Raw genomic sequence first — 21,550 nt, 5'->3', positions numbered from 1 at the left:
ATTGCATCTCCTACGTGTCGTGTGTGAGCGTCAGCGCTGGGTGGCGGCCAGCGATTCCCGCGCCGCCGCGGCCACGTTCTCGGCGGTGAAGCCGAACTCGCGGAAGAGGACCTTGCCGTCGGCGGACGCGCCGAAGTGCTCCAGGGAGACGATCCGGCCGGCGTCCCCGACGTACCGGTGCCAGGTGAGCCCGATGCCCGCCTCCACGGCGACCCGGGCCCGCACGCTCGGCGGAAGGACGCTGTCCCGGTACCCCTGGTCCTGCTCCTCGAACCACTCCACGGACGGCATGGACACCACCCGGGTCGGCACGCCCGCGGCCTGGAGCTCCTCGCGCGCCGCCACGGCGACCTGCACCTCGGAACCGGTGCCGATGAGGATCACCTGGGCGTCGCCGCCCTCGGCCTCGAACAGCACGTACCCGCCCCGGGCGGCGTCCTCGTTGGGCTCGTACGTCGGCACGCCCTGGCGGGTCAGCGCCAGACCGTGCGGGGCGCCCTTGCCGAACTCCTTCGTCCAGCGCCTGAGGATCTCGCGCCAGGCGATCGCGGTCTCGTTGGCGTCGGCCGGGCGCACCACGTTCAGACCCGGGATCGCGCGCAGCGACGCCAGGTGCTCGACGGGCTGGTGCGTCGGGCCGTCCTCGCCGAGGCCGATGGAGTCGTGCGTCCACACGTACGTCACCGGCAGGTGCATCAGCGCCGACAGCCGAACCGCGTTGCGCATGTAGTCGGAGAACACCAGGAAGGTGCCGCCGTAGATCCGGGTGTTGCCGTGCAGCGCGATGCCGTTCATCTCCGCGGCCATGGCGTGCTCGCGGATGCCGAAGTGGATCGTGCGGCCGTACGGGTCGGCCTCCGGGAGCGGGTTGCCCGCGGGGAGGAAGGAGCTGGTCTTGTCGATGGTGGTGTTGTTGGAGCCCGCGAGGTCGGCCGAGCCGCCCCACAGCTCCGGGACCACCGCGCCGAGCGCCTGGAGCACCTTGCCGGAGGCGGCACGGGTCGCGACGCCCTTGCCCGGCTCGAAGACGGGGATGTGCGACTCCCAGCCCTCGGGCAGCTCGCCCTTGCTGATCCGGTCGAACAGGGTGGCGCGCTCCGGGTTGGCGTTGCGCCACTCCTGGAGCCGCTTCTCCCACTCCGCCTTCGCCTGGCGGCCCCGCTCGACGGCCTGCCGGGTGTGGCCGATGACCTCGTCCGACACCTCGAAGGACCGCTCCGGGTCGAAGCCGAGGACGCGCTTGGTGGCCGCGACCTCGTCGTCGCCGAGGGCCGAGCCGTGCGCGGCCTCGGTGTTCTGCGCGTTCGGGGCGGGCCAGGCGATGATCGAGCGCATCGCGATGAACGACGGCCGGTCGGTGACCCGCTTGGCCGCCTCGATCGCGTCGTACAGCGCGTGCGGGTCGAGGTCGCCGTCCGGCTTCGGGGCGACCCGCTGGACGTGCCAGCCGTACGCCTCGTACCGCTTGACGGTGTCCTCCGAGACGGCCGTCTCGGTGTCGCCCTCGATCGAGATGTGGTTGTCGTCCCACAACAGGACCAGGTTGCCCAGCTTCTGGTGCCCGGCCAGCGAGGACGCCTCGGCGGAGATGCCCTCCTGGAGGCAGCCGTCACCGGCGACGCAGAAGACGTGGTGGTCGAAGGGCGAGGTGCCCTCGGCCGCCTCCGGGTCGAACAGGCCGCGCTCGTAGCGGGCGGCCATCGCCATGCCGACGGCGTTGGCGACACCCTGCCCCAGCGGGCCGGTCGTGGTCTCCACGCCCTTCGTGTGGCCGTACTCGGGATGCCCGGGCGTCTTGGAGCCCCAGGTGCGGAAGGACTTCAGGTCGTCCAGCTCCAGACCGAAACCGGCCAGGTAGAGCTGGGTGTAGAGGGTCAGGGACGAATGGCCCGCGGACAGCACGAAACGGTCCCGTCCGGTCCAGTCCGGGTCCGCCGGGTCGTGCCGCATCACCTTCTGGAAGAGGGTGTAGGCGGCCGGCGCGAGGCTCATCGCCGTACCCGGATGGCCGTTGCCGACCTTCTGTACGGCGTCGGCGGCGAGGACGCGTGCGGTGTCGACGGCCCGCTGGTCCAGCTCGGTCCACTCAAGGTCTGTGGTGGTCGGCTTGGTGCTCACCCTGGGTCAGGGCTCCTCTCCACATGTCGGATGCCGGTGTGTTCTGGCCCACCGGCCGCAGTCGAGCCTACCCCCGGAGGGACGTGCGTCTTTTCGAGTCATTCCAGACTGCCGGGACTCTCCCAGATCCGCCTCCCGACCAGCTCCGACCACGTTCGACACATGAATACGGACCTCCTCATCCGAGTGCTCATCCGAGCCTCCCCGCGCACCTCGGGACGGGTGCCCGGAGTGGCTCCGCCAACACGGACCCACCCCCGCGGAGGCCGGGGTATGGGCAACGTCTACAGTGGCGTGGTACGCGCGAGCCTTTACCCCGAGTTCACACGGGGGGCTCGCTGGGAGTCTCTGTCAGGGGTGTGCGTGACGGCCGTTGAATCCCGTCCAGCGGATGGGGGCACCGCCCATGCCTTCAAGGCAACGGGGGATAGCGGGACGAGCCAGAGCCCGACTCACCGGCCGTTCGGGGCCCGGGTCAAGGCGTTCGTGGCGCTGACCAAGCCGCGGATCATCGAACTGCTGCTGATCACCACCGTTCCGGTGATGTTCCTCGCCGAGCAGGGCGTGCCGGACCTCCGCCTGGTGCTGGTCACCTGCTTCGCGGGCTACCTCTCCGCGGGCGGCGCCAACGCGCTGAACATGTACATCGACCGGGACATCGACGCGCTGATGGACCGCACCTCGCAGCGCCCCCTGGTCACCGGCATGGTCAGCCCGCGCGAGTGCCTCGCCTTCGGCATCACCCTGGGCGTCGTCTCCACCCTGCTGTTCGGCCTCGCCGTCAACTGGCTCTCCGCCTGGCTCTCCCTCGGCGCGCTCCTCTTCTACGTCGTCGTCTACACGATGATCCTCAAGCGCCGCACCTCGCAGAACATCGTCTGGGGCGGCATCGCGGGCTGTATGCCGGTGCTGATCGGCTGGTCTGCGGTGACCAACTCGATGTCGTACGCGCCGCTCATCCTGTTCCTCGTCATCTTCTTCTGGACGCCGCCGCACTACTGGCCGCTGTCGATGAAGGTGAAGGAGGACTACGCGCGCGTGGGCGTGCCGATGCTGCCGGTGATCGCCTCCAACAAGGTCGTCGCCCGGCAGATCGTCCTCTACTCCTGGGTGATGGTCGGTGCCTCGCTGCTGCTCACCCCGCTGGGCTACACCGGCTGGTTCTACACGCTGGTCGCGCTGGCCGCGGGCGGCTGGTGGCTGTGGGAGGCGCACGCCCTGCAGAACCGGGCCAAGGCCGAGGTGACGGGCGCGAAGCTGAAGGAGATGCGGCTGTTCCACTGGTCCATCACCTATGTGTCGCTGCTGTTCGTGGCGGTGGCGGTGGACCCCTTCCTCCGCTGACACGTCCGCGCGGGCGGGGCGCGTGGTCAAGGCCACGCACCCCGCCCGTCGCCGTTTCATCTACCCGTCGGTAGCATCCTGGCCATGGCAGAGACGCAAGCGGTTGACGCGAAGGCCGGAGAGACCGGGGACAAGCGGGCGGAGCGCAAGGCGGCCCGGCTCGCCCGGCAGATCGGCGCCTTCAGCAAGGCGCACGGCGGCGCCGAGGGCCAGGTGGCCTACCTGGGCGAGCGCGGCGCGCGGATCGTCCTCGTCGGTGCGGACGGCGGCTGGGGCGACCTGGTCGCGCCCACCCACGCCATCGCCGAGCAGGCGGTCCGCGAGGCCGGGATCACCGTGCACGAGACGTTCGACGGCGAGTTCGCGGCCCGGGTGAAGACCGGACCGTACGAATGGAACCGGATGGCGGGCATCCAGTTGGGCGGCCCCGCCAACGACTGAGGCCGGTCCCAACACCTGACGCCCGGTTCACCCGTTAGGACAGCGGAGAGCGGTGGCGCTCTCCCGCGCGGTCCGACACGGGGAGCCCGGATGATCGACACGCCGTCCCTCGTGGACCAGTACTGCCACGGCGTACTCCGGACCGAGCTGGGCCTCGGCACCTTCGAGGCCCAGCTGGCCCGTACCGAGGGACCTCCCGCGCCGGGCACCACCCTCTTCGACACCCAGACCGGGTTCGCGGTACGCCGCTGGTGCCCGCCGCTGCTCGGTCTGGAACCGCACTGCGCGCCCGCCCGCTACCTCGCCCGGCGCCGTGAACTCGGCGCCCTGGAAGCGGGCCGCCGGTTGCTGCGCGGCAGCGGCATCACCACCTACCTGGTCGACACCGGCCTCCCCGGCGACCTCACCCCACCCCCCGAACTGGCCTCCGCGTCCGCCGCCGAGGCCCATGAGATCGTCCGCCTCGAACTCCTCGCCGAGCAGGTCGCCGACACCTCCGGCACCGTCGAGGCGCTGCTCGCCAACCTCGCCGAGTCCGTCCACGGCGCCGCCGCGCACGCCGTCGCCTTCACCTCCGTCGCGGGCGCCCGGCACGGACTCGCCCTCGCGCCCGAGCCGCCCGGCCCCGGTGAGGTGCGCGGGGCGGCGGCGCGCTGGCTCGCCGGGCGCCGGGTCGGCGGCGAGCTGACCGACCCGGTGCTGCTGCGGCACCTGCTGTGGATCGCCGTCGCCACCGGCCGACCGCTCCAGCTGCACGCCGGGCTCGGGGAGCCGGGGCTGCGCATCGACCGCACCGACCCGGTGCTGCTGACCGACTTCGTCCGGGCCACCGCCGGGCTCGGCACCGACCTGGTCCTGCTGCACGGCTACCCGTACCACCGGCACGCCGCCCATCTCGCCGGGGTCTTCCCGCACGTGTACGCGGACTCGGGCGCCGCGCTGGTGCGGACCGGCGCCCGCGCCGCCACCGTCCTCGCCGAGATCCTGGAGCTGGCCCCCTTCGGCAAGATCCTCTTCTCCAGCGGGGCGCGGGGCCTGCCGGAGCTGCACGTGGTCGGCGCCCGGCTGTTCCGGGAGGCGCTCGCCCGGGTGCTCGGCACCTGGGTCGCCGAGGGGGCGTGGTCCCTGACGGACGCCCAGCGGGTCGCCGGCCTGATCGCCTCGGGGAACGCGCGGCGGGTGTACGGGGTGGAGTGAGCGCGGAGGCGTTCGGCCTGGCGCGGGTGTACGGACCGGGGTGGGCGTGTACACGCGGGCCGGGGGTGGACAGACTGCACCCATGCCGACCGACGCACTGCTCGACCGCTTCCTGACCGGCCTTCCCGAACCCGTCGCCGTCTGGGCGCACGGGTCCCTGGCCGCGGGCGACTACCAGGAGGGACGCAGCGACCTCGACCTGATCGCTGTCCTGCCCGGCCCGCTCACCCCGCGCACCGTCTGGCGGCTGGCCCTGCTGCACGCCCGGCTGCGCGGCGAGCCGCTCGCGGCCCACCTGCACTGCACCTATCTGACGCCGGGCACGGCGGCGGGAGCGGACCGGCGGCACCTGACCTGGGCGCACGAGCGGCTGTTCAAACGGCCGGTCACCCCCGTCACCCGGCGTGAGCTGCTCACCTTCGGCCGCGTGCTGCACGGCGCGCGCCCCGCCGAGCTGCTGCCGCCGGTGCCGGACGCCGAACTGCGCGCCTTCGTCGTCCGCGACCAGCGGGACTTCTGGCGCCCCGCCGTCGCGCACGCCCCGCGCTGGCGCCGGGACGACTGGGTCGACGTGGGCCTGACGACGTTCGCCCGGGCCGCCGTCACCCTCCGCGAGGGACGGCTGATCACCAAGCGCGACTCCCTGGCGGAACTCCTCGCCCTGGGCGCCCCCGCCGAGGTCGTCGAGGACATCCGGCTACGGCGCTACGACCGTCCCGAGCCGCCCACCGAGGAGTGGACGGTACGCCGCGGCGAGCTGACCCGGGCCTACCTGGGGCCCGCGATCGACGCGCTGGTGGCGTCGTACACCTGAGCGGCCGGGGCCGCCGGTACGACGGTCACCGTCGCCTCGGGACGCTCGCGCAGGGCGAGCGGCACCCGCACCACGGCGATCCACACCAGGCAGGAGCCGAGCATGTGCGCGCCGACCAGGAGCTCGGGGAGGTGGGTGAAGTACTGGACGTACCCCACCACGCCCTGCGACAGCAGCACCAGGAACAGGTCACGCGTCCGGTCCCGCGCGCCGGACGGGGCGTCCACCGCCCGCAGGGTGAACCACAGGGCGAAGGTCAGGGTCACCACCACCCACGCCAGCACGGAGTGCAGCCGGGTGACCGCCTCCCACGGCACGTCCATGCGCGGGACCTCGCTGGAGTCGCCCGCGTGCGGGCCCGCGCCGGTCACCACGGTGCCGACGGCGACCAGCAGGCCCGCCACGGCGACCAGCGCCCACGCCAGCTGCCGCACCGGCTCGACGACCAGCGGGCGGGGCGCGGCGTCGCCCTCCCGGGTGCGCTGCCACATCACCGCGGCGACGGTGATCAGCGCGGTGGAGAGCAGGAAGTGCGCCGCGACCGTGTACGGGTTGAGGCCGACCAGCACGACGATGCCGCCGAGGACGGCGTTGCCCATGACCACCCAGAACTGCGCCCAGCCGAGCCGGGTGAGGCTGCGCCGGAACGGCTTCTGCGAGCGGGCGGCGACGATGGCCCAGCCGACGGCCGCGCACAGCACGTAGGTCAGCAGGCGGTTGCCGAACTCGATGACGCCGTGCACGCCCATCGCGCTGGTGTTGGTCAGCGAGTCCTCGGTGCACTTGGGCCAGGTCGGGCAGCCGAGACCGGAGCCGGTGAGCCGGACGGCGCCGCCGGTGACGACGATCACGACGGACATGACGAGCGCGGCGAGCGCCGCCCGCCGCACCGTCCGGGGGTCCGGGGTCCAGCGGGCGGCGACGAAGGCGAGCGGGTTGCGCAGCGCGGCCTGGGCGTCCGCGCGGGTCAGGTTCGGCACGCCCACCATCGTAGGACGGGGTTTGTGCACGCTTTCACTAGGGTCCGCGGGACGCCCCCTCGTCCCCAGCTCACTCCCAGCTCACTCCCAGTTCGCTCCCAGCTCACTCCCAACGGAAGAAGCGCCCCGCCGCGGCCAGTCCGGCCACCGCCCACACGGCGAGGATCCCCAGGTCCCCCCAGGGCGTTCCGGCGCCGTGCTGGAGGACGTCGCGCAGGCCGTCGGAGAGCGCCGAGATGGGCAGCAGCCCGAGGACGTCCCGGGCGCCGTCGGGGAACCTGTCCAGCGGGACGATGACACCGCCGCCGACGAGCAGCAGCAGGAAGACCAGGTTCGCCGCGGCCAGCGTCGCCTCCGCCCGCAGCGTGCCCGCCATCAGCAGCCCGAGCCCGGAGAAGGCGGCCGTGCCGAGGACGAGCAGCAGCGCCACGGCGAGCGGGTTGCCCTGCGGCGACCAGCCGAGGGCGAGCGCGATCACCGTCACCAGGAGCACCTGGAGCACCTCGGTGACGAGCACGGACACCGTCTTGGCGGCCATCAGGCCCCAGCGCGGCAGCGGGGAGGCGGCGAGCCGCTTCAGCACGCCGTAGCGGCGCTCGAAGCCGGTGGCGATGGCCTGCCCGGTGAACGCCGTGGACATCACGGAGAGCGCGAGGATGCCGGGGGCGAGGAAGTCGACGGCCTCGTCCGCGCCGGTGTCGACGACGTCGACGGTGGAGAACAGCACCAGCAGCAGCGTCGGGATGACCACCGTCAGCAGCAGCTGCTCGCCGTTGCGCAGCAGCATCCGCGTCTCCAGCGCGGCCTGCGCGGCGATCATGCGGGGCAGCGGCGCGGCGCCGGGCCGGGGGGCGTAGGCCCCGGTGGGGGTGGTCACGAGCGCGGCTCCTTGCCGGTCAGCTCCAGGCTGTGTCGTCCCGGGGGGCGACCCCCGGACCCCCGGCAGGTCCCGATGCGGGGCGGAATCATGAACGCAGCTCCTTGCCGGTCAGCTCCAGGCTGTGTCGTCCCGGGGGGCGACCCCCGGACCCCCGGCAGGTCCCGATGCGAGGCGGAATCATGAACGCAGCTCCTTGCCGGTCAGCTCCAGGAAGACGTCTTCGAGGGTGTGCCGTTCCACCGAGATCCGTTCCGGCAGCACGCCGTGCTGGGCGCACCAGGAGGTGACCGTCGCCAGCAGTTGCGGGTCGACCTTGCCGGTGACCCGGTAGGAGCCCGGCGTCAGCTCGGCGGCGGCGCTGTCCGCGGGGAGCGCCTTGAGCAGGGAGCCGACGTCGAGGCCGGGGCGGCCGGAGAAGCGCAGGGTGTTCTCGGCGCCGCCGCGGCACAGCCGCTCGGGGGAGCCCTGGGCGATGACGCGGCCCGCGTCGATGATGGCGACGTCGTCGGCGAGCTGCTCGGCCTCGTCCATGTGGTGGGTGGTGAGGATCACGGAGACGCCGTCGGCGCGCAGGTCCCGCACCAGGTCCCAGGTGGCGTGGCGGGCCTGCGGGTCGAGCCCGGCGGTCGGCTCGTCGAGGAAGACCAGCTCGGGACGGCCGACCACGGCCATCGCCAGCGCGAGCCGCTGCTGCTGCCCCCCGGACAGCCGCCGGTACGGCGTCCGGCCGCAGGAGCCGAGGCCGAGCCGCTCGACGAGCGCGGGCACGTCCAGCGGGTGCGCGTGCAGTCGGGCGACGTGCCGGAGCATCTCCTCCGCGCGGGCGCCCGAGTAGACGCCGCCGGACTGGAGCATCACCCCGATGCGGGGCCGCAGCTCGCGGGCCTGCCGGACCGGGTCGAGGCCGAGGACGCGCACCGTGCCGGAGTCCGGCCTGCGGTAGCCCTCACAGGTCTCGACGGTCGTCGTCTTGCCCGCGCCGTTGGGTCCGAGGACGGCGGTGATGCCCGCCTGGGCCACCAGGTCGAGGCCGTCCACCGCGGTCTTGTCGCCGTACCGCTGCACCAGGGCCTGGACCTGGACCACGGGCTCGTATCGCATGACCCCTGAGTCTAGGTAGCCCGCACGGGTGTCCGGCGGGCGGGTGCGGGAACTCCCGGCGGCACCGGGAGGCTCCGGCGCGCGGGACGCTCAGTCGGGCGAGTGCCGGTACTCCTCCTCGCGCGGCCGGTGCACGGGCAGCCAGCGCTCGGCGTAGGCCACGGCGTCCGCGACGGGGAACAGCCGCGCCTCGGCGCCGCCCGCGGGGCCCCGTACGACGGGCCGGTCCCGTTCGAAGTCGTGGCCCAGCTCGTCGAACCGGTCGGAGGAGATCGACACCTCCCGCACCACCTCCCAGCCGTCCGGACCCGGGCGGCCCACGTCGACGACCGGGGCCGGGATCCGGTACTCGGCCAGGTGGAAGCTGGTGCAGGTGTCGTAGCCGCAGCCGAGCAGCAGCACCCGGGCGCCGAGCCGTTCCAGCCGGGCCAGCGGGCTGTGCTCGCCGAGGCGGCAGTCGGGGGCGTGGCCGTCGACGACCTCCGCGGCGCGCGGCCCGAGCGCGGCGAACGAGGTCTGCGGGTGGACGCTGCGCAGCGCGCCCGGCCAGGTCCGGACGGTCTCCGGGACCACGCCGACGCCCCGGGTGGGCGTGGTCAGCGGGTCGTAGGCGGGCATGGTCGCCCGGATGGTGGCCCACCACTCCTCGGGCACCGGCGGGCTCCCCCAGACGGCCGGGTCGGACAGGTCGCCGGAGTGGGTGGGGACGACCAGTGTGCCGTCCCGGCCCAGGGCGTCGAGGAGGGCGCGGACGACGGTGGGGGCGCCCCCGCAGACCCAGCCGAGCGCGCTGAGCGAGGAGTGCGCGAGGAGGGTCTCGCCGGGCCGGACCCCGAGGGCGCGCAGATCGGCGGCGAGACTGTCGCGTGTGACAAGTGGGCCGGTCGGAGGGGGTGTGGGCATGGTGATGGAGTGTCGCCGACCAGGATCCGCGGCGCCACCGGTTTGATCGATCAGTGATCGTTTCCGCAGGTCAGATTAGGTATGCCTAAGTGACGCAGCGCACCGGGGGGTGATCCAGACGCGGCTTGCCGGAGCCTGAGGAATTACGCAACAATGGCGTTGTGAAAAACGTCGGCGAGGCTCGGGAGACCCCCCAGGGGGCCCCGCAGGAGGAGTTCGCGACCGGTGAGCGTTCCACGCGCAACCGGGTCGCGCGGTCCATCCTGGACCACGGGCCCTCGACCGTCGCCGAACTCGCCGGACGGCTGGGCCTCACCCAGGCGGCGGTGCGCAGGCACCTGGACGCGCTCGGCGCCGACGGCGTCGTGGAGGCCCGGGAGCGGCGGGTCTACGGCGCCCGCGGCCGGGGCCGCCCCGCCAAGGTCTTCGCGCTGACGGACTGCGGCCGGGACGCCTTCGACCAGTCCTACGACAAGCTCGCCGCGGACGCCCTCGGCTGGATCGCCGAGCGGGAGGGCGGCAGCGACGCGGTCGCCGCGTTCGCCCGCGCCCGGATCGCCGCGCAGGCGCGCGCGTACCGCCGGGCGATCGACTCCGCCGCCCCCGACAAACGCGCCGAGGCACTGGCCAGGGCCCTGAGCGCGGACGGGTACGCTGCTACGGCGCGTAGCGCACCGGTCGGCGAGCAGCTGTGCCAGCACCACTGCCCGGTCGCCCATGTCGCCGAGAAGTTCCCGCAACTGTGCGAGGCGGAGACCGAGATCTTCGCCGAGCTCCTCGGCACGCACGTCCAGCGGCTGGCGACCATCGCGCACGGCGACGGCGTCTGCACGACGTTCATCCCCAAGATTTCCCCTACTGATCCTGACGCATCCGCTAGCACGGCCGGGAGGAACCCCGCATGACGCTCCCCACGGAGACTGCCCACCCCGAACTCGAGGGCCTGGGCAAGTACGAATACGGCTGGGCCGACTCCGACGAGGCCGGTGCGTCAGCCAAGCGCGGCCTGAACGAGGACGTCGTCCGCGACATCTCGAACAAGAAGTCCGAGCCGGAGTGGATGACCAAGCTCCGTCTGAAGGGTCTGCGGCTCTTCGAGAAGAAGCCCATGCCGAACTGGGGCTCCGACCTCTCCGGCATCGACTTCGACAACATCAAGTACTTCGTGCGGTCCACGGAGAAGCAGGCGGAGTCCTGGGAGGACCTGCCCGAGGACATCAAGAACACCTACGACAAGCTCGGCATCCCGGAGGCGGAGAAGCAGCGCCTGGTCGCCGGTGTCGCCGCGCAGTACGAGTCGGAGGTCGTCTACCACCAGATCCGCGAGGACCTGGAGGAGCAGGGCGTCATCTTCCTCGACACCGACACCGCGCTGAAGGAGCACCCGGAGCTCTTCAAGGAGTACTTCGGGACCGTCATCCCGGTCGGCGACAACAAGTTCGCGTCGCTGAACAGCGCCGTGTGGTCCGGCGGCTCCTTCATCTACGTCCCGCCGGGCGTCCACGTGGAGATCCCGCTCCAGGCGTACTTCCGGATCAACACCGAGAACATGGGCCAGTTCGAGCGGACCCTGATCATCGTCGACGAGGGCGCCTACGTGCACTACGTCGAGGGCTGCACCGCGCCGATCTACAAGTCCGACTCGCTGCACTCCGCGGTCGTCGAGATCATCGTCAAGAAGAACGCCCGCTGCCGCTACACGACCATCCAGAACTGGTCGAACAACGTCTACAACCTGGTCACCAAGCGCGCCGTGGCGTACGAGGGCGCGACCATGGAGTGGGTCGACGGCAACATCGGCTCCAAGGTGACGATGAAGTACCCGGCCGTCTACCTGATGGGCGAGCACGCCAAGGGCGAGACCCTGTCCATCGCCTTCGCGGGCGAGGGCCAGCACCAGGACGCGGGCGCCAAGATGGTCCACATGGCCCCCAACACCTCGTCCAACATCGTCTCCAAGTCGGTGGCGCGCGGGGGCGGCCGTACCTCCTACCGCGGTCTGATCGAGATCGGCGAGGGCGCGCCGGGCGCGAAGTCCAACGTCCTGTGTGACGCTCTGCTCGTCGACACCATCTCCCGGTCCGACACCTACCCCTACGTCGACGTCCGCGAGGACGACGTGTCCATGGGCCACGAGGCGACCGTCTCCAAGGTCTCCGAGGACCAGCTCTTCTACCTGATGAGCCGCGGTCTGAGCGAGGACGAGGCGATGGCGATGATCGTGCGCGGCTTCGTCGAGCCGATCGCCAAGGAACTGCCCATGGAGTACGCGCTCGAGCTCAACCGGCTGATCGAGCTGCAGATGGAAGGCGCGGTCGGCTAACCGTCCGCCCGGCCCTCCCATCACGCCCCTTACGTAACGGAAAGCGAGCACTACGACAGCCATGGCTGAGGCTCAGAATCTTCCGGTCGGTTCCACGACCGCCGGTGCCATCGCGGTCGCCGCCGAGGCGGCCTCGACCGTCGCCACCCGGATGAGCGCGCCCCCCTCCTTCGACGTCGCGGACTTCCCCGTCCCGCACGGGCGCGAGGAGGAGTGGCGGTTCACCCCGCTGGAGCGGCTGCGCGGGCTGCACGACGGCACCGCCGTCGCCACCGGCGGGGGCGTCAAGGTCGCCGTCGAGGCGCCCGACGGCGTCACCGTCGAGACCGTCGGCCGCGACGACGCCCGGCTCGGCCGCGCGGGCACCCCGGTGGACCGCGTCGCCGCGCAGGCGTACAGCGCCTTCGAGCGGGCCTCGGTCGTGACCGTGCCCAAGGAGACCGTCCTCACCGAGCCGATCCGCATCGCGGTGCACGGCGAGGGTGGCACCGCGTACGGCCACCAGGTCATCGAGCTGGGCGCCTTCGCCGAGGCCGTCGTCGTCATCGACCACACCGGTGACGCCGTGCTCGCCGCAGGCGTCGACTACCTCCTCGGCGACGGCGCCAAGCTGACCGTCGTCTCCGTGCAGGACTGGGACGACAAGGCCGTCCACGTGGGCCAGCACAACGCCCTCGTCGGCCGCGACGCCTCCTTCAAGTCGGTCGTCGTCACCTTCGGCGGCGACGTCGTACGGCTGCACCCGCGCGTCACCTACGCCGGTCCCGGCGGCGAGGCCGAGCTGTTCGGCCTGTACTTCACCGACCAGGGCCAGCACCAGGAGCACCGCCTCCTGGTCGACCACAACGTCCCGCACTGCAAGTCCAACGTCGTCTACAAGGGCGCCCTCCAGGGCGAGCAGGCGCACGCGGTGTGGATCGGTGACGTGCTGATCGAGGCCAGGGCCGAGGGCACCGACACCTACGAGATGAACCGCAACCTCGTCCTCACCGACGGCGCCCGCGTCGACTCGGTCCCCAACCTGGAGATCGAGACCGGCGAGATCGTCGGCGCCGGGCACGCCAGCGCCACCGGCCGCTTCGACGACGAGCAGCTGTTCTACCTGATGGCCCGCGGCATCCCGGAGTTCGAGGCCCGCCGCCTGGTGGTCCGCGGCTTCTTCGCCGAGCTGGTCCAGCAGATCGGCCTGAAGGACATCGAGGAGCGCCTCCTCGCCAAGATCGAAGAGGAGCTGGAGGCGTCCGTCGCATGACGTTCGTACGCGCCTGTGGCCTGGGCGAGCTGGAGATGGACACCCCGAAGCGGGTGGAACTCGACGGCACGCCGGTCTCGGTCGTCCGTACCGAGGGGGAGGTGTTCGCGATCTACGACATCTGCTCCCACGCGAACGTCTCGCTCTCCGAGGGCGAGGTGGAGGACTGCCAGATCGAGTGCTGGCTGCACGGCTCCAGCTTCGACCTCCGCACCGGCAAGCCGTCCGGCCTTCCCGCGACGCGCCCCGTCCCCGTATACCCCGTAAAGATCGAAGGGGACGATGTGCTCGTCTCCCTCACCCAGGAGTCCTGAGGCTACCCATGGCAACGCTTGAAATCCGAGACCTGCACGTCACCGTCGAGGCCGACAACGCCACGAAGGAGATCCTCAAGGGCGTCGACCTCACCGTGAAGCAGGGCGAGACGCACGCCATCATGGGCCCCAACGGCTCCGGCAAGTCGACCCTCGCCTACTCCCTCGCGGGTCACCCGAAGTACACGATCACCGGCGGCACCGTCACCCTCGACGGCGAGGACGTCATCGAGATGTCCGTCGACGAGCGCGCCCGCGCGGGCCTGTTCCTGGCGATGCAGTACCCCGTCGAGGTCCCCGGCGTCTCCGTCTCCAACTTCCTGCGCACCTCCGCCACCGCCATCCGCGGCGAGGCCCCCAAGCTGCGTACCTGGGTGAAGGAGGTCAAGGAGGCCATGCAGCGCCTCAACATGGACCCCGCCTTCGCCGAGCGCAACGTCAACGAGGGCTTCTCCGGCGGTGAGAAGAAGCGTCACGAGATCCTCCAGCTGGAGCTGCTCAAGCCGCGGATCGCGATCCTCGACGAGACCGACTCCGGCCTGGACGTCGACGCCCTGCGCGTCGTCTCCGAGGGCGTCAACCGGGTCCGTGAGACCGGCGAGGTCGGCACCCTGCTGATCACGCACTACACGCGCATCCTGCGCTACATCAAGCCCGACCACGTGCACGTCTTCGCGGGCGGCCGGATCGTGGAGTCGGGCGGCCCCGAGCTGGCCGACAAGCTGGAGGCCGAAGGCTACGAGGCGTACACGAAGGGCGGCGTATCCGCGTGACACAGTTGCCGGGCCTCCTCGACACCGAGGCGATCCGCAAGGACTTCCCCATCCTGGACCGCCAGGTCCACGACGGCCGGAAGCTCGTGTACCTGGACAACGCGGCGACCTCGCAGAAGCCGCGCCAGGTGCTGGACGCACTCAGTGAGTACTACGAGCGCTACAACGCCAACGTCCACCGCGGTGTGCATGTGCTCGCCGAGGAGGCCACGGCGCTGTACGAGGGCGCGCGCGACAAGGTCGCCGCGTTCGTCAACGCGCCCAGCCGCGACGAGGTGATCTTCACCAAGAACGCCTCCGAGTCGCTGAACCTCGTGGCCAACATGCTCGGCTGGGCCGACGAGCCCTACCGGGTCGACCACGAGACCGAGATCGTCATCACGGAGATGGAGCACCACTCCAACATCGTGCCGTGGCAGCTGCTCGCGCAGCGCACCGGCGCGAAGCTGAAGTGGTTCGGGCTGACCGACGACGGCCGCCTCGACCTCTCCCACATCGACGAGGTCATCACCGAGAAGACGAAGATCGTCTCCTTCGTGCTGGTCTCCAACATCCTCGGCACCCACAACCCGGTCGAGGCGATCGTCCGCCGGGCGCAGGAGGTCGGCGCGCTGGTCTGCGTCGACGCCTCGCAGGCCGCGCCGCACATGCCGCTGGACGTGCAGGCGCTCCAGGCCGACTTCGTGGCCTTCACCGGCCACAAGATGTGCGGCCCGACCGGCATCGGCGTGCTGTGGGGCCGCCAGGAGCTGCTGGAGGACCTGCCTCCGTTCCTGGGCGGCGGCGAGATGATCGAGACGGTGTCGATGCACTCCTCGACCTACGCCCCGGCGCCCCACAAGTTCGAGGCGGGCACCCCGCCGATCGCGCAGGCGGTCGGTCTGGGCGCGGCGATCGACTACCTCGACGCGCTCGGCATGGACAAGATCCTCGCCCATGAGCACGCCCTCACCGAGTACGCGGTCCGGCGCCTCCTGGAGGTCCCCGACCTGCGCATCATCGGCCCCTCCACGGCCGAGGAGCGCGGCGCCGCGATCTCCTTCACGCTCGGTGACATCCACCCGCACGACGTGGGCCAGGTCCTCGACGAGCAGGGCATCGCGGTCCGGGTCGGCCACCACTGCGCCCGTCCCGTCTGCCTCCGCTACGGAATTCCTGCGACCACGCGAGCGTCGTTCTATCTGTACTCCACCCCGGCCGAGATCGACGCTCTGGTCGAGGGACTGGAGCACGTACGGAACTTCTTCGGCTGAAGGGCGTGCTGGGAACCGTGAAGCTGGATTCGATGTACCAGGAAGTCATCCTGGACCACTACAAGAACCCGCACGGGCGGGGCTTGCGTGAGGGTGACGCGGAGGTACACCACACCAACCCCACCTGCGGTGACGAGATCACCCTCCGCGTGAAGTACGACGGCACGACCATCGAGGACGTCTCGTACGAGGGCCAGGGCTGCTCCATCAGCCAGGCCAGCGCGTCCGTGCTGAACGACCTGCTCGTCGGCAAGGACGTCGCCGACGCGCAGCGGATCCAGGAGACCTTCCTGGAGCTGATGCAGTCCAAGGGCAGGATCGAGCCCGACGACGCGATGGAGGACGTACTGGAGGACGCCGTCGCGTTCGCCGGTGTCTCCAAGTACCCCGCCCGGGTGAAGTGCGCCCTCCTCAGCTGGATGGCGTGGAAGGACGCGACGGCCCAGGCGCTGGGCGGCGCCGACGCCGAAAGGAAGACGGCATGACCGAGACCGTGGAGACCAAGCCCGCCTCCGAGGAGGAGCTGCGCGAGGCCCTGATGGACGTCGTCGACCCCGAGCTGGGCATCGACGTCGTCAACCTGGGCCTCATCTACGGCATCCACGTCGACGAGGCGAACATCGCCACCATCGACATGACCCTGACGTCGGCGGCGTGCCCGCTGACGGACGTGATCGAGGACCAGGCCAAGTCCGCCACGGACGGCCTCGTCAACGAGCTGCGGATCAACTGGGTCTGGATGCCGCCGTGGGGCCCCGACAAGATCACCGACGACGGGCGCGAGCAGTTGCGCGCGCTGGGCTTCAACGTCTGAGCAGCGGTATGTACGAGCGTACACAGCGATGTGTACGCTCGTACGCATGGGTTACCTGCTGCTCGCCGGAGCCATCGCCGCCGAGGTGGCCGCGACCACCGCGATGAAGTACAGCGACGGCTTCAGCAGGCTCTGGCCCTCGCTGGTGACGGCGCTGGGCTACCTGGTCGCCTTCGCGCTGCTCGCCCAGACCCTGAAGACCGTGTCCGTCGGTACGGCGTACGCCATCTGGGCCGGGGTCGGCACGGCCGCCATCGCCATGATCGGGATGCTCTTCCTCGGCGAGGGGATGGACGTGGCCAAGGCCACCGGCATCGCGCTGATCGTCGTCGGCGTGGTCGTCCTCAACCTCAGCGGCGCGCACTGATGGCCCGGCGCTACGACCCCGAGCGGCGGCGTCGGATCATCGACGCCGCCCTGCGCGTGGTGGGGGAGAAGGGCATCGCCGGGCTCAGCCACCGCACGGTCGCGGCCGAGGCGGATGTGCCGCTCGGTTCGACGACGTACCACTTCAAGACCCTCGACGAGCTGCTCGTCGCCGCGTTGCGGCAGGCCAACGAGGGGTTCGGGCGGCTGGTGGCGGGGCGGGACGGGCTGACCGACCCGTCGAGTGATCTCGCGGCGGAGCTGGCCGCGCTGGTCGGCGAGTGGCTCGCCGGGGACCGGGCCGGGGCCGAGCTGGAGTGCGAGCTGTATCTCGCGGCGCTGCAAAGGCCCGCGTTGCGGGCGGTGGCGGCGGAGTGGGCGGACGACCTCACCGGGCGGTTGGGGCGGCGGGTGGACGCGGGGACCGCGCGGGCGGTGGTGGCGTTGGTGGACGGCATGTGCCTGGAGGCGCTGCTGTTCGACGTGCCGTACGACGAGGCGTGGGCCCGGGAGATGTTCGGGCGGGTGCTCGGGTGACGGGGCCTGGCCGTCGCCGGGCGCGGGTGGTGGTGGGCTGGTCGCGCCCGCGCGGTGGAGCCGCGGGGAGACGCAGCGCCGCGCCCCTTCGGGTTGGCCGGCCGGCCGTCGGTCGTATGCCGGACCGGTTCGCCGCCGTGGGGCAGGGCGCGTTAGGTTGCCCTTATGACCGACACGACTGCTCCTCGTACCACCGGCGCCGTGGCCGCCGGGCTTGCCACGGTCGCCGCTGACGGCACCGTTCTCGACACCTGGTTCCCGGCGCCCGAGCTGGCCGCCGAGCCCGGCCCCGCCGGGACCGAGCGGCTGGACGCCGCGCGCACCGCCGAGTCGCTCGGCACGCACGCCGTCACGGCCCTCGGCAAGGACGAGGTGCGCGGTGTGGAGGTCGTCGCGGTCCGCACGGTCATCTCCTCGCTGGACGACAAGCCGCTGGACACCCACGACGCCTATCTGCGCCTGCACCTGCTCTCGCACCGGCTGGTCCGGCCCAACCAGCCCAACCTGGACGGCGTCTTCGGTCTGCTCGCCAACGTCGCCTGGACCTCGCTCGGCCCGGTCGCCGTCGACACCCTGGAGACCGTACGGCTGGCCGCCCGCGCCCGGGGGACGCACCTGAGCGTCTTCGGCGTCGACAAGTTCCCGAGGATGACCGACTACGTCGCCCCCGCCGGGGTCCGGATCGCCGACGCCGACCGCGTCCGGCTCGGCGCCCACCTCGCCTCCGGCACCACCGTGATGCACGAGGGCTTCGTCAACTTCAACGCGGGCACACTCGGCAGCTCCATGGTCGAGGGCCGGATCTCGCAGGGCGTCGTCGTGGGCGACGGGTCCGACATCGGCGGCGGTGCCTCCACCATGGGCACGCTGTCCGGCGGCGGCAAGGAGCGGGTGGCCATCGGGCAGCGGTCCCTCGTCGGCGCCGAGGCCGGCATCGGCATCGCGCTGGGTGACGACTGTGTCGTCGAGGCGGGGCTGTACCTCACCGCCGGGACCCGCGTCACCATGCCCGACGGGCAGGTCGTCAAGGCGCGCGAGCTGTCCGGCGCCTCCAACATCCTCTTCCGCCGCAACTCCGTGACCGGCACGGTCGAGGCCCGGCCCAACAACGCCGAGTGGGGCGGTCTGAACGACATCCTGCACGCCCACAACTGATCAGGGACACTCCGAACGCCGCGAACATCGCTTGAACGGATTACCCTCCGTGACCTTTGATGTGTCCTTCCCGATGAACGGGTGGACGCAGGGTCCGAGAGACGAGGGTGGAGCGATGAGGAACGAGCGGTCGAGGACCAGGGCGGCCGTCGCCGTGGCGGCGGCGGTGGCGGTGTGCTGGCTCTCGGCGACGGGTGTCGCGCATGCCGACGAGACCAACACCGCCTCGCACAACGGTCCGCGGGTGGGCCTGGTCAACGTCGGCCAGATCGACGACCCGATGGAGGACGTGCTGGAGCACTTCCGGCTGATCGGGGACGAACTGGTCGCAGACTGAGCGCGCGGTGCGGGGCCCACCGCCTGGCGGCTGTCGTCAGGCGGTGGGCCCCGTCGCGTGGGCGTACGCCGTCAGCAGGTCGTCCACCGCCCGCGGGGACGCCGGGCGCAGGGGGGCGCGGACCGGGCCCGCGGGCAGGTCGAGGCGGTCGAGGAGGGCCTTCGCGGTCACCGCGCCGGGGAGGCCCGCGGACATCATCGCCTCGACCAGCGGGATCGCCGCCCGCTGCCGCCGGGCCGCCGTCGCCGTGTCGCCCGCGTCGAACACGTCCAGCACCGACCGGAGCTGACGGGGAATCACGTTGGCGACCGTACTCACGAACCCCGCCGCGCCGACCGCGTACAGGGCGAGGTCGTGCTCGTCGCAGCCCGCGTAGAACGCCAGCTCCGTCGCCGCGATGAGCTTCTGGGCGGCGAGGAAGTCGTAGGAGCAGTCCTTGACGGCGACGATCCGGGGGTGCTCGGCGAGCCGGAGCATCGTGTCCGGCTCGATGCGGGTGCCGGTGCGGCCAGGGATGTCGTAGAGCATGACCGGCAGGTCGGAGGCGTCGGCGACGGCGCGGAAGTGGTCCTCGACCGCGTCCTGCGGCGGCCTGCTGTAGTACGGCGTCACGACCAGGACGCCGTCCGCGCCCGCCTCGTGCGCGGCGGCGGCGAGCCGGAGGGTGTGCCGGGTGTCCGGGGTGCCGACGCCCGCCACGATCGCGGTCCCGGGGCCCACCGCCTCCCGGACGGCGCCGATCAGCGCCGCCTTCTCCGCGTCCGTCGTGGTCGGTGACTCGCCCGTCGTACCGGAGAGCACCAGGCCGTCGCAGCCCTCGGCCACCAGGTGGGCGGCGAGGCGCCGCGCACCGTCCAGGTCGAGTCCGCCCGACTCGGTGAAGGGCGTGATCATCGCGCAGAGGGCGCGGCCGAAGGGGGGCGTGGAGCCGGTGGAGGTCATGGCAGCAGTGTCGACGCGGACGATCATTCAGATCTACTTAATTCTGCTGAGAGGTACTGGCAACAGGTTCTTAAGCGTGAGGGCTCATGCGCCCCCTTGGGCGCCCTGCGAACGCGGCCGTCCTGGGTCACCATGGCCGGAACGGTCATCGGCCCCAGGTCATGGGAGGCGTCATGAAGCTCGGCAGGGCACTCGCCACCGTTGTCGCAGGCCCGCCTCGACTGGTTCCAGACACAGCTCGCCCGGCTCGGGTAGGGGCGCGACGGTGATGCCGCGGCGCAGGGGTAGCGCCGTGCGCGCCGGGTACCCGGATGGTCGCTGACCGAGGTGGGCGCGCGTCCGCGCCCACCGAGGAGATCGACGAAAGGGTACGCCGATGACGGACAGGGCAGCCAAGGGGACCGGCGGCGCGAAGGGTCCCGACGAGCTGCGGCAGCAGGTGGAGCAGACCAGGAGCCGACTCGGCGACACGGCCGGGCAACTGGCGGCGAAGGCGGATGAGAAGGGCCGGGCCCGCGCCCGCGCGGCCGACTTCAGGGACAAGGCCGGTGCGATGACGGTCCAGCTGCGCAGCAGCGCCACGCAGGCCGGACACACCGTGCAGGACAAGGCGACCCAGGCGGGCCACACCGTGCAGGGCAAGGCGAGCCAGGCGGGCCACGCCGTGGAGCACCGGGCACCGCTGCCGGTCCGTACGGTCGTGCAGGCCGCGCTGCGCCACCCGCGGCCGGTGCTGGTCGCGGGGGCGGCGGCCGGTGCGACCGTGGTCGCGGCGAGCGTGCTGCGGCGACGGCACAACGGGCACTGAGCACTGAGCGCTGAGCGGGGAGCGGGCGCCGGGCGGTGGGGGCGTGCGCCGGCGCCGCGCTCCTTGACCTCAAGTCCGGTCGAGGTTGGAGGGTGGGGTCGTACGCCCGGACCACGACCCCCGGAGGCTCGGCATGACCCGCCGCACCGACACCCATCCCGACCTCACCCGCCCGGACGCCGGCGCGCCCCTGTTCAGCACCTGGCGGGTGGACGGCCCGGACCGGCAGCGGGCCACCGTCGACGCCATCGCACGCACCTGGGAGCGCCGCCCGTGGCCCGCCTCCGGTCTGCTCGCCTACCACGTCTACACCGGTACCGACGGCGCGACGCTCCTGCACCACTCGCAGTGGACCGCCGAGCACGCCTACGAGGCGTTCGTGAAGACCCACCGCCAGGAACGCGTCGACGAGATCGACACCGCCGTACCCGGCATCCGGCGGCTGGGGCTCGGCCGCTACCGGTTGCACCGCTCGCACGCGCGGGCCGCCGGGGACGGCAGGGTGCCCGGACTCGTCGTCACCGTGCGGATCGACTTCGAGCCGCCCGCGGCCGGGCGCCGCGAGGACGTCACCGACACGGTGCTGGCCGTCCTCGGCACCGACGCCGACGCCGAACGCGGCCTGATCTCCGCCCACTTGCACCTCAGCGCCGACGGCACCCACGTCCTCGACTACGCGGAGTGGGAGAGCGGCGCGGCCTACGACGGGAGCCTGGCGGCGCCGTCGTCACCGCGGTGGGAGCGGGTGCGGACGCTCCCCGGCGTGCGGGGGGTCACGGGCACCCGGTACGAGCACGCCCTCGGCCTCGTCCCCGGGTGGGGGCGGCTCCGCCGGTCGCCGGTTCCGGCCACTTCTCGGGGATTCGGCCATGTACGGCGGCCGACCGGGAGATGAACC

The 21,550-nt window shown here is 71.9% G+C and carries 24 protein-coding genes; 18 read left to right on the top strand and 6 right to left on the bottom strand.

The features are described from left to right. Window positions 1–30 precede the first annotated feature (30 nt). Window positions 31–2,118: a transketolase gene (gene tkt, locus ABZ659_RS05400; RefSeq protein ID WP_360213698.1), complete on the bottom strand. Its 2,088-nt coding sequence runs from the start codon at window positions 2,116–2,118 to the stop codon at window positions 31–33. Window positions 2,119–2,604: 486 nt separating this feature from the next. Here tkt and ABZ659_RS05395 point away from each other — a divergent pair, with 486 nt between their 5' ends. The 4 genes from ABZ659_RS05395 (at window position 2,605) to ABZ659_RS05380 (ending at window position 5,914) form a co-directional block, all read left to right on the top strand. Continuing rightward, a complete protein-coding gene (locus tag ABZ659_RS05395; RefSeq protein ID WP_360213696.1) occupies window positions 2,605–3,462 on the top strand; it encodes a heme o synthase in 858 nt (285 codons plus the stop codon). Window positions 3,463–3,546: 84 nt separating this feature from the next. Then, the gene (locus ABZ659_RS05390; RefSeq protein WP_360213694.1) at window positions 3,547–3,903 is read left to right on the top strand and encodes a hypothetical protein; all 357 of its coding nucleotides are present in this window, start codon (window positions 3,547–3,549) and stop codon (window positions 3,901–3,903) included. Window positions 3,904–3,993: 90 nt separating this feature from the next. Then, a complete protein-coding gene (locus ABZ659_RS05385) occupies window positions 3,994–5,100 on the top strand; it encodes an amidohydrolase family protein (RefSeq protein ID WP_360213692.1) in 1,107 nt (368 codons plus the stop codon). 82 nt (window positions 5,101–5,182) lie between these two features. Beyond that, complete coding sequence (locus tag ABZ659_RS05380) at window positions 5,183–5,914, top strand: nucleotidyltransferase domain-containing protein (protein ID WP_360213690.1); 732 nt, start codon at window positions 5,183–5,185, stop codon at window positions 5,912–5,914. On the opposite strand, the gene ABZ659_RS05375 is transcribed toward ABZ659_RS05380, so the two are convergent. From ABZ659_RS05375 to ABZ659_RS05360, 4 genes are all read right to left on the bottom strand, one after another. After that, window positions 5,869–6,903, bottom strand: coding sequence for a COX15/CtaA family protein (locus ABZ659_RS05375; protein WP_360213688.1), 1,035 nt, complete (start codon window positions 6,901–6,903; stop codon window positions 5,869–5,871). The genes ABZ659_RS05380 and ABZ659_RS05375 overlap by 46 nt on opposite strands. Window positions 6,904–6,997: 94 nt before the next feature. Then, entirely contained in the window at window positions 6,998–7,714 is a 717-nt protein-coding gene (locus tag ABZ659_RS05370) for an ABC transporter permease (RefSeq protein WP_360213973.1), read from the bottom strand. Between the two features lie 237 nt (window positions 7,715–7,951). Beyond that, on the bottom strand, window positions 7,952–8,875 hold the full coding sequence (locus ABZ659_RS05365; protein WP_360213686.1) for an ABC transporter ATP-binding protein: 924 nt from the start codon (window positions 8,873–8,875) through the stop codon (window positions 7,952–7,954). Between the two features lie 90 nt (window positions 8,876–8,965). Next, window positions 8,966–9,778, bottom strand: a complete 813-nt coding sequence (locus tag ABZ659_RS05360; protein ID WP_360213684.1) for an AAC(3) family N-acetyltransferase — start codon at window positions 9,776–9,778, stop codon at window positions 8,966–8,968. Between the two features lie 161 nt (window positions 9,779–9,939). On the opposite strand from ABZ659_RS05360, the gene ABZ659_RS05355 reads away from it, so the two are divergent. The 12 genes from ABZ659_RS05355 to ABZ659_RS05300 all read left to right on the top strand — a co-directional run bounded on the left by ABZ659_RS05355 (window position 9,940) and on the right by ABZ659_RS05300 (window position 18,902). Next, on the top strand, window positions 9,940–10,683 hold the full coding sequence (locus ABZ659_RS05355) for an ArsR family transcriptional regulator (protein WP_360213682.1): 744 nt from the start codon (window positions 9,940–9,942) through the stop codon (window positions 10,681–10,683). Then, window positions 10,680–12,101, top strand: coding sequence for a Fe-S cluster assembly protein SufB (gene sufB, locus ABZ659_RS05350; RefSeq protein WP_360213680.1), 1,422 nt, complete (start codon window positions 10,680–10,682; stop codon window positions 12,099–12,101). Before ABZ659_RS05355 ends, sufB begins: the two co-directional genes overlap by 4 nt. Window positions 12,102–12,162: 61 nt before the next feature. Then, window positions 12,163–13,353, top strand: a complete 1,191-nt coding sequence (gene sufD / locus ABZ659_RS05345; protein ID WP_360213678.1) for a Fe-S cluster assembly protein SufD — start codon at window positions 12,163–12,165, stop codon at window positions 13,351–13,353. Continuing rightward, a complete protein-coding gene (locus tag ABZ659_RS05340; RefSeq protein WP_360213676.1) occupies window positions 13,350–13,667 on the top strand; it encodes a non-heme iron oxygenase ferredoxin subunit in 318 nt (105 codons plus the stop codon). The genes sufD and ABZ659_RS05340 overlap by 4 nt, the downstream gene beginning before the upstream one ends. Before the next feature lie 8 nt (window positions 13,668–13,675). Then, entirely contained in the window at window positions 13,676–14,440 is a 765-nt protein-coding gene (gene sufC / locus ABZ659_RS05335) for a Fe-S cluster assembly ATPase SufC (protein ID WP_210918802.1), read from the top strand. Next, window positions 14,437–15,693, top strand: a complete 1,257-nt coding sequence (locus ABZ659_RS05330; protein WP_360213674.1) for a cysteine desulfurase — start codon at window positions 14,437–14,439, stop codon at window positions 15,691–15,693. Before sufC ends, ABZ659_RS05330 begins: the two co-directional genes overlap by 4 nt. A 17-nt stretch (window positions 15,694–15,710) precedes the next feature. Further along, window positions 15,711–16,178, top strand: coding sequence for a Fe-S cluster assembly sulfur transfer protein SufU (sufU, locus tag ABZ659_RS05325; protein WP_360213971.1), 468 nt, complete (start codon window positions 15,711–15,713; stop codon window positions 16,176–16,178). Continuing rightward, window positions 16,175–16,507, top strand: a complete 333-nt coding sequence (locus ABZ659_RS05320) for a metal-sulfur cluster assembly factor (RefSeq protein WP_360213672.1) — start codon at window positions 16,175–16,177, stop codon at window positions 16,505–16,507. Before sufU ends, ABZ659_RS05320 begins: the two co-directional genes overlap by 4 nt. A 46-nt stretch (window positions 16,508–16,553) precedes the next feature. Continuing rightward, entirely contained in the window at window positions 16,554–16,874 is a 321-nt protein-coding gene (locus tag ABZ659_RS05315) for a multidrug efflux SMR transporter (RefSeq protein WP_360213670.1), read from the top strand. Further along, window positions 16,874–17,410 (top strand): TetR family transcriptional regulator, encoded by a 537-nt coding sequence (locus ABZ659_RS05310; protein ID WP_360213668.1) that lies wholly within the window; start codon window positions 16,874–16,876, stop codon window positions 17,408–17,410. The genes ABZ659_RS05315 and ABZ659_RS05310 overlap by 1 nt, the downstream gene beginning before the upstream one ends. A 165-nt stretch (window positions 17,411–17,575) precedes the next feature. Beyond that, entirely contained in the window at window positions 17,576–18,565 is a 990-nt protein-coding gene (gene dapD / locus ABZ659_RS05305; RefSeq protein ID WP_360213666.1) for a 2,3,4,5-tetrahydropyridine-2,6-dicarboxylate N-succinyltransferase, read from the top strand. A gap of 115 nt (window positions 18,566–18,680) precedes the next feature. After that, window positions 18,681–18,902, top strand: a complete 222-nt coding sequence (locus tag ABZ659_RS05300; protein WP_360213664.1) for a hypothetical protein — start codon at window positions 18,681–18,683, stop codon at window positions 18,900–18,902. Between the two features lie 36 nt (window positions 18,903–18,938). On the opposite strand, the gene dapA is transcribed toward ABZ659_RS05300, so the two are convergent. Continuing rightward, window positions 18,939–19,844, bottom strand: a complete 906-nt coding sequence (gene dapA / locus ABZ659_RS05295; RefSeq protein WP_360213662.1) for a 4-hydroxy-tetrahydrodipicolinate synthase — start codon at window positions 19,842–19,844, stop codon at window positions 18,939–18,941. Between the two features lie 376 nt (window positions 19,845–20,220). Between dapA and ABZ659_RS05290 the strand changes: the two genes are divergently transcribed. Then, window positions 20,221–20,652, top strand: coding sequence for a DUF3618 domain-containing protein (locus ABZ659_RS05290; RefSeq protein WP_360213660.1), 432 nt, complete (start codon window positions 20,221–20,223; stop codon window positions 20,650–20,652). Window positions 20,653–20,785: 133 nt separating this feature from the next. Then, a complete protein-coding gene (locus ABZ659_RS05285; protein WP_360213658.1) occupies window positions 20,786–21,547 on the top strand; it encodes an antibiotic biosynthesis monooxygenase in 762 nt (253 codons plus the stop codon). The last annotated feature ends 3 nt before the right edge of the window (window positions 21,548–21,550 follow it).

Source organism: Streptomyces sp. NPDC006997 (assembly GCF_040635175.1).
Classification (GTDB): Bacteria; Actinomycetota; Actinomycetes; order Streptomycetales; family Streptomycetaceae; genus Streptomyces.
The sequence above is the reverse complement of the archived record's forward strand: the minus strand, read 5'-3'. Positions and strand labels throughout refer to the sequence as shown.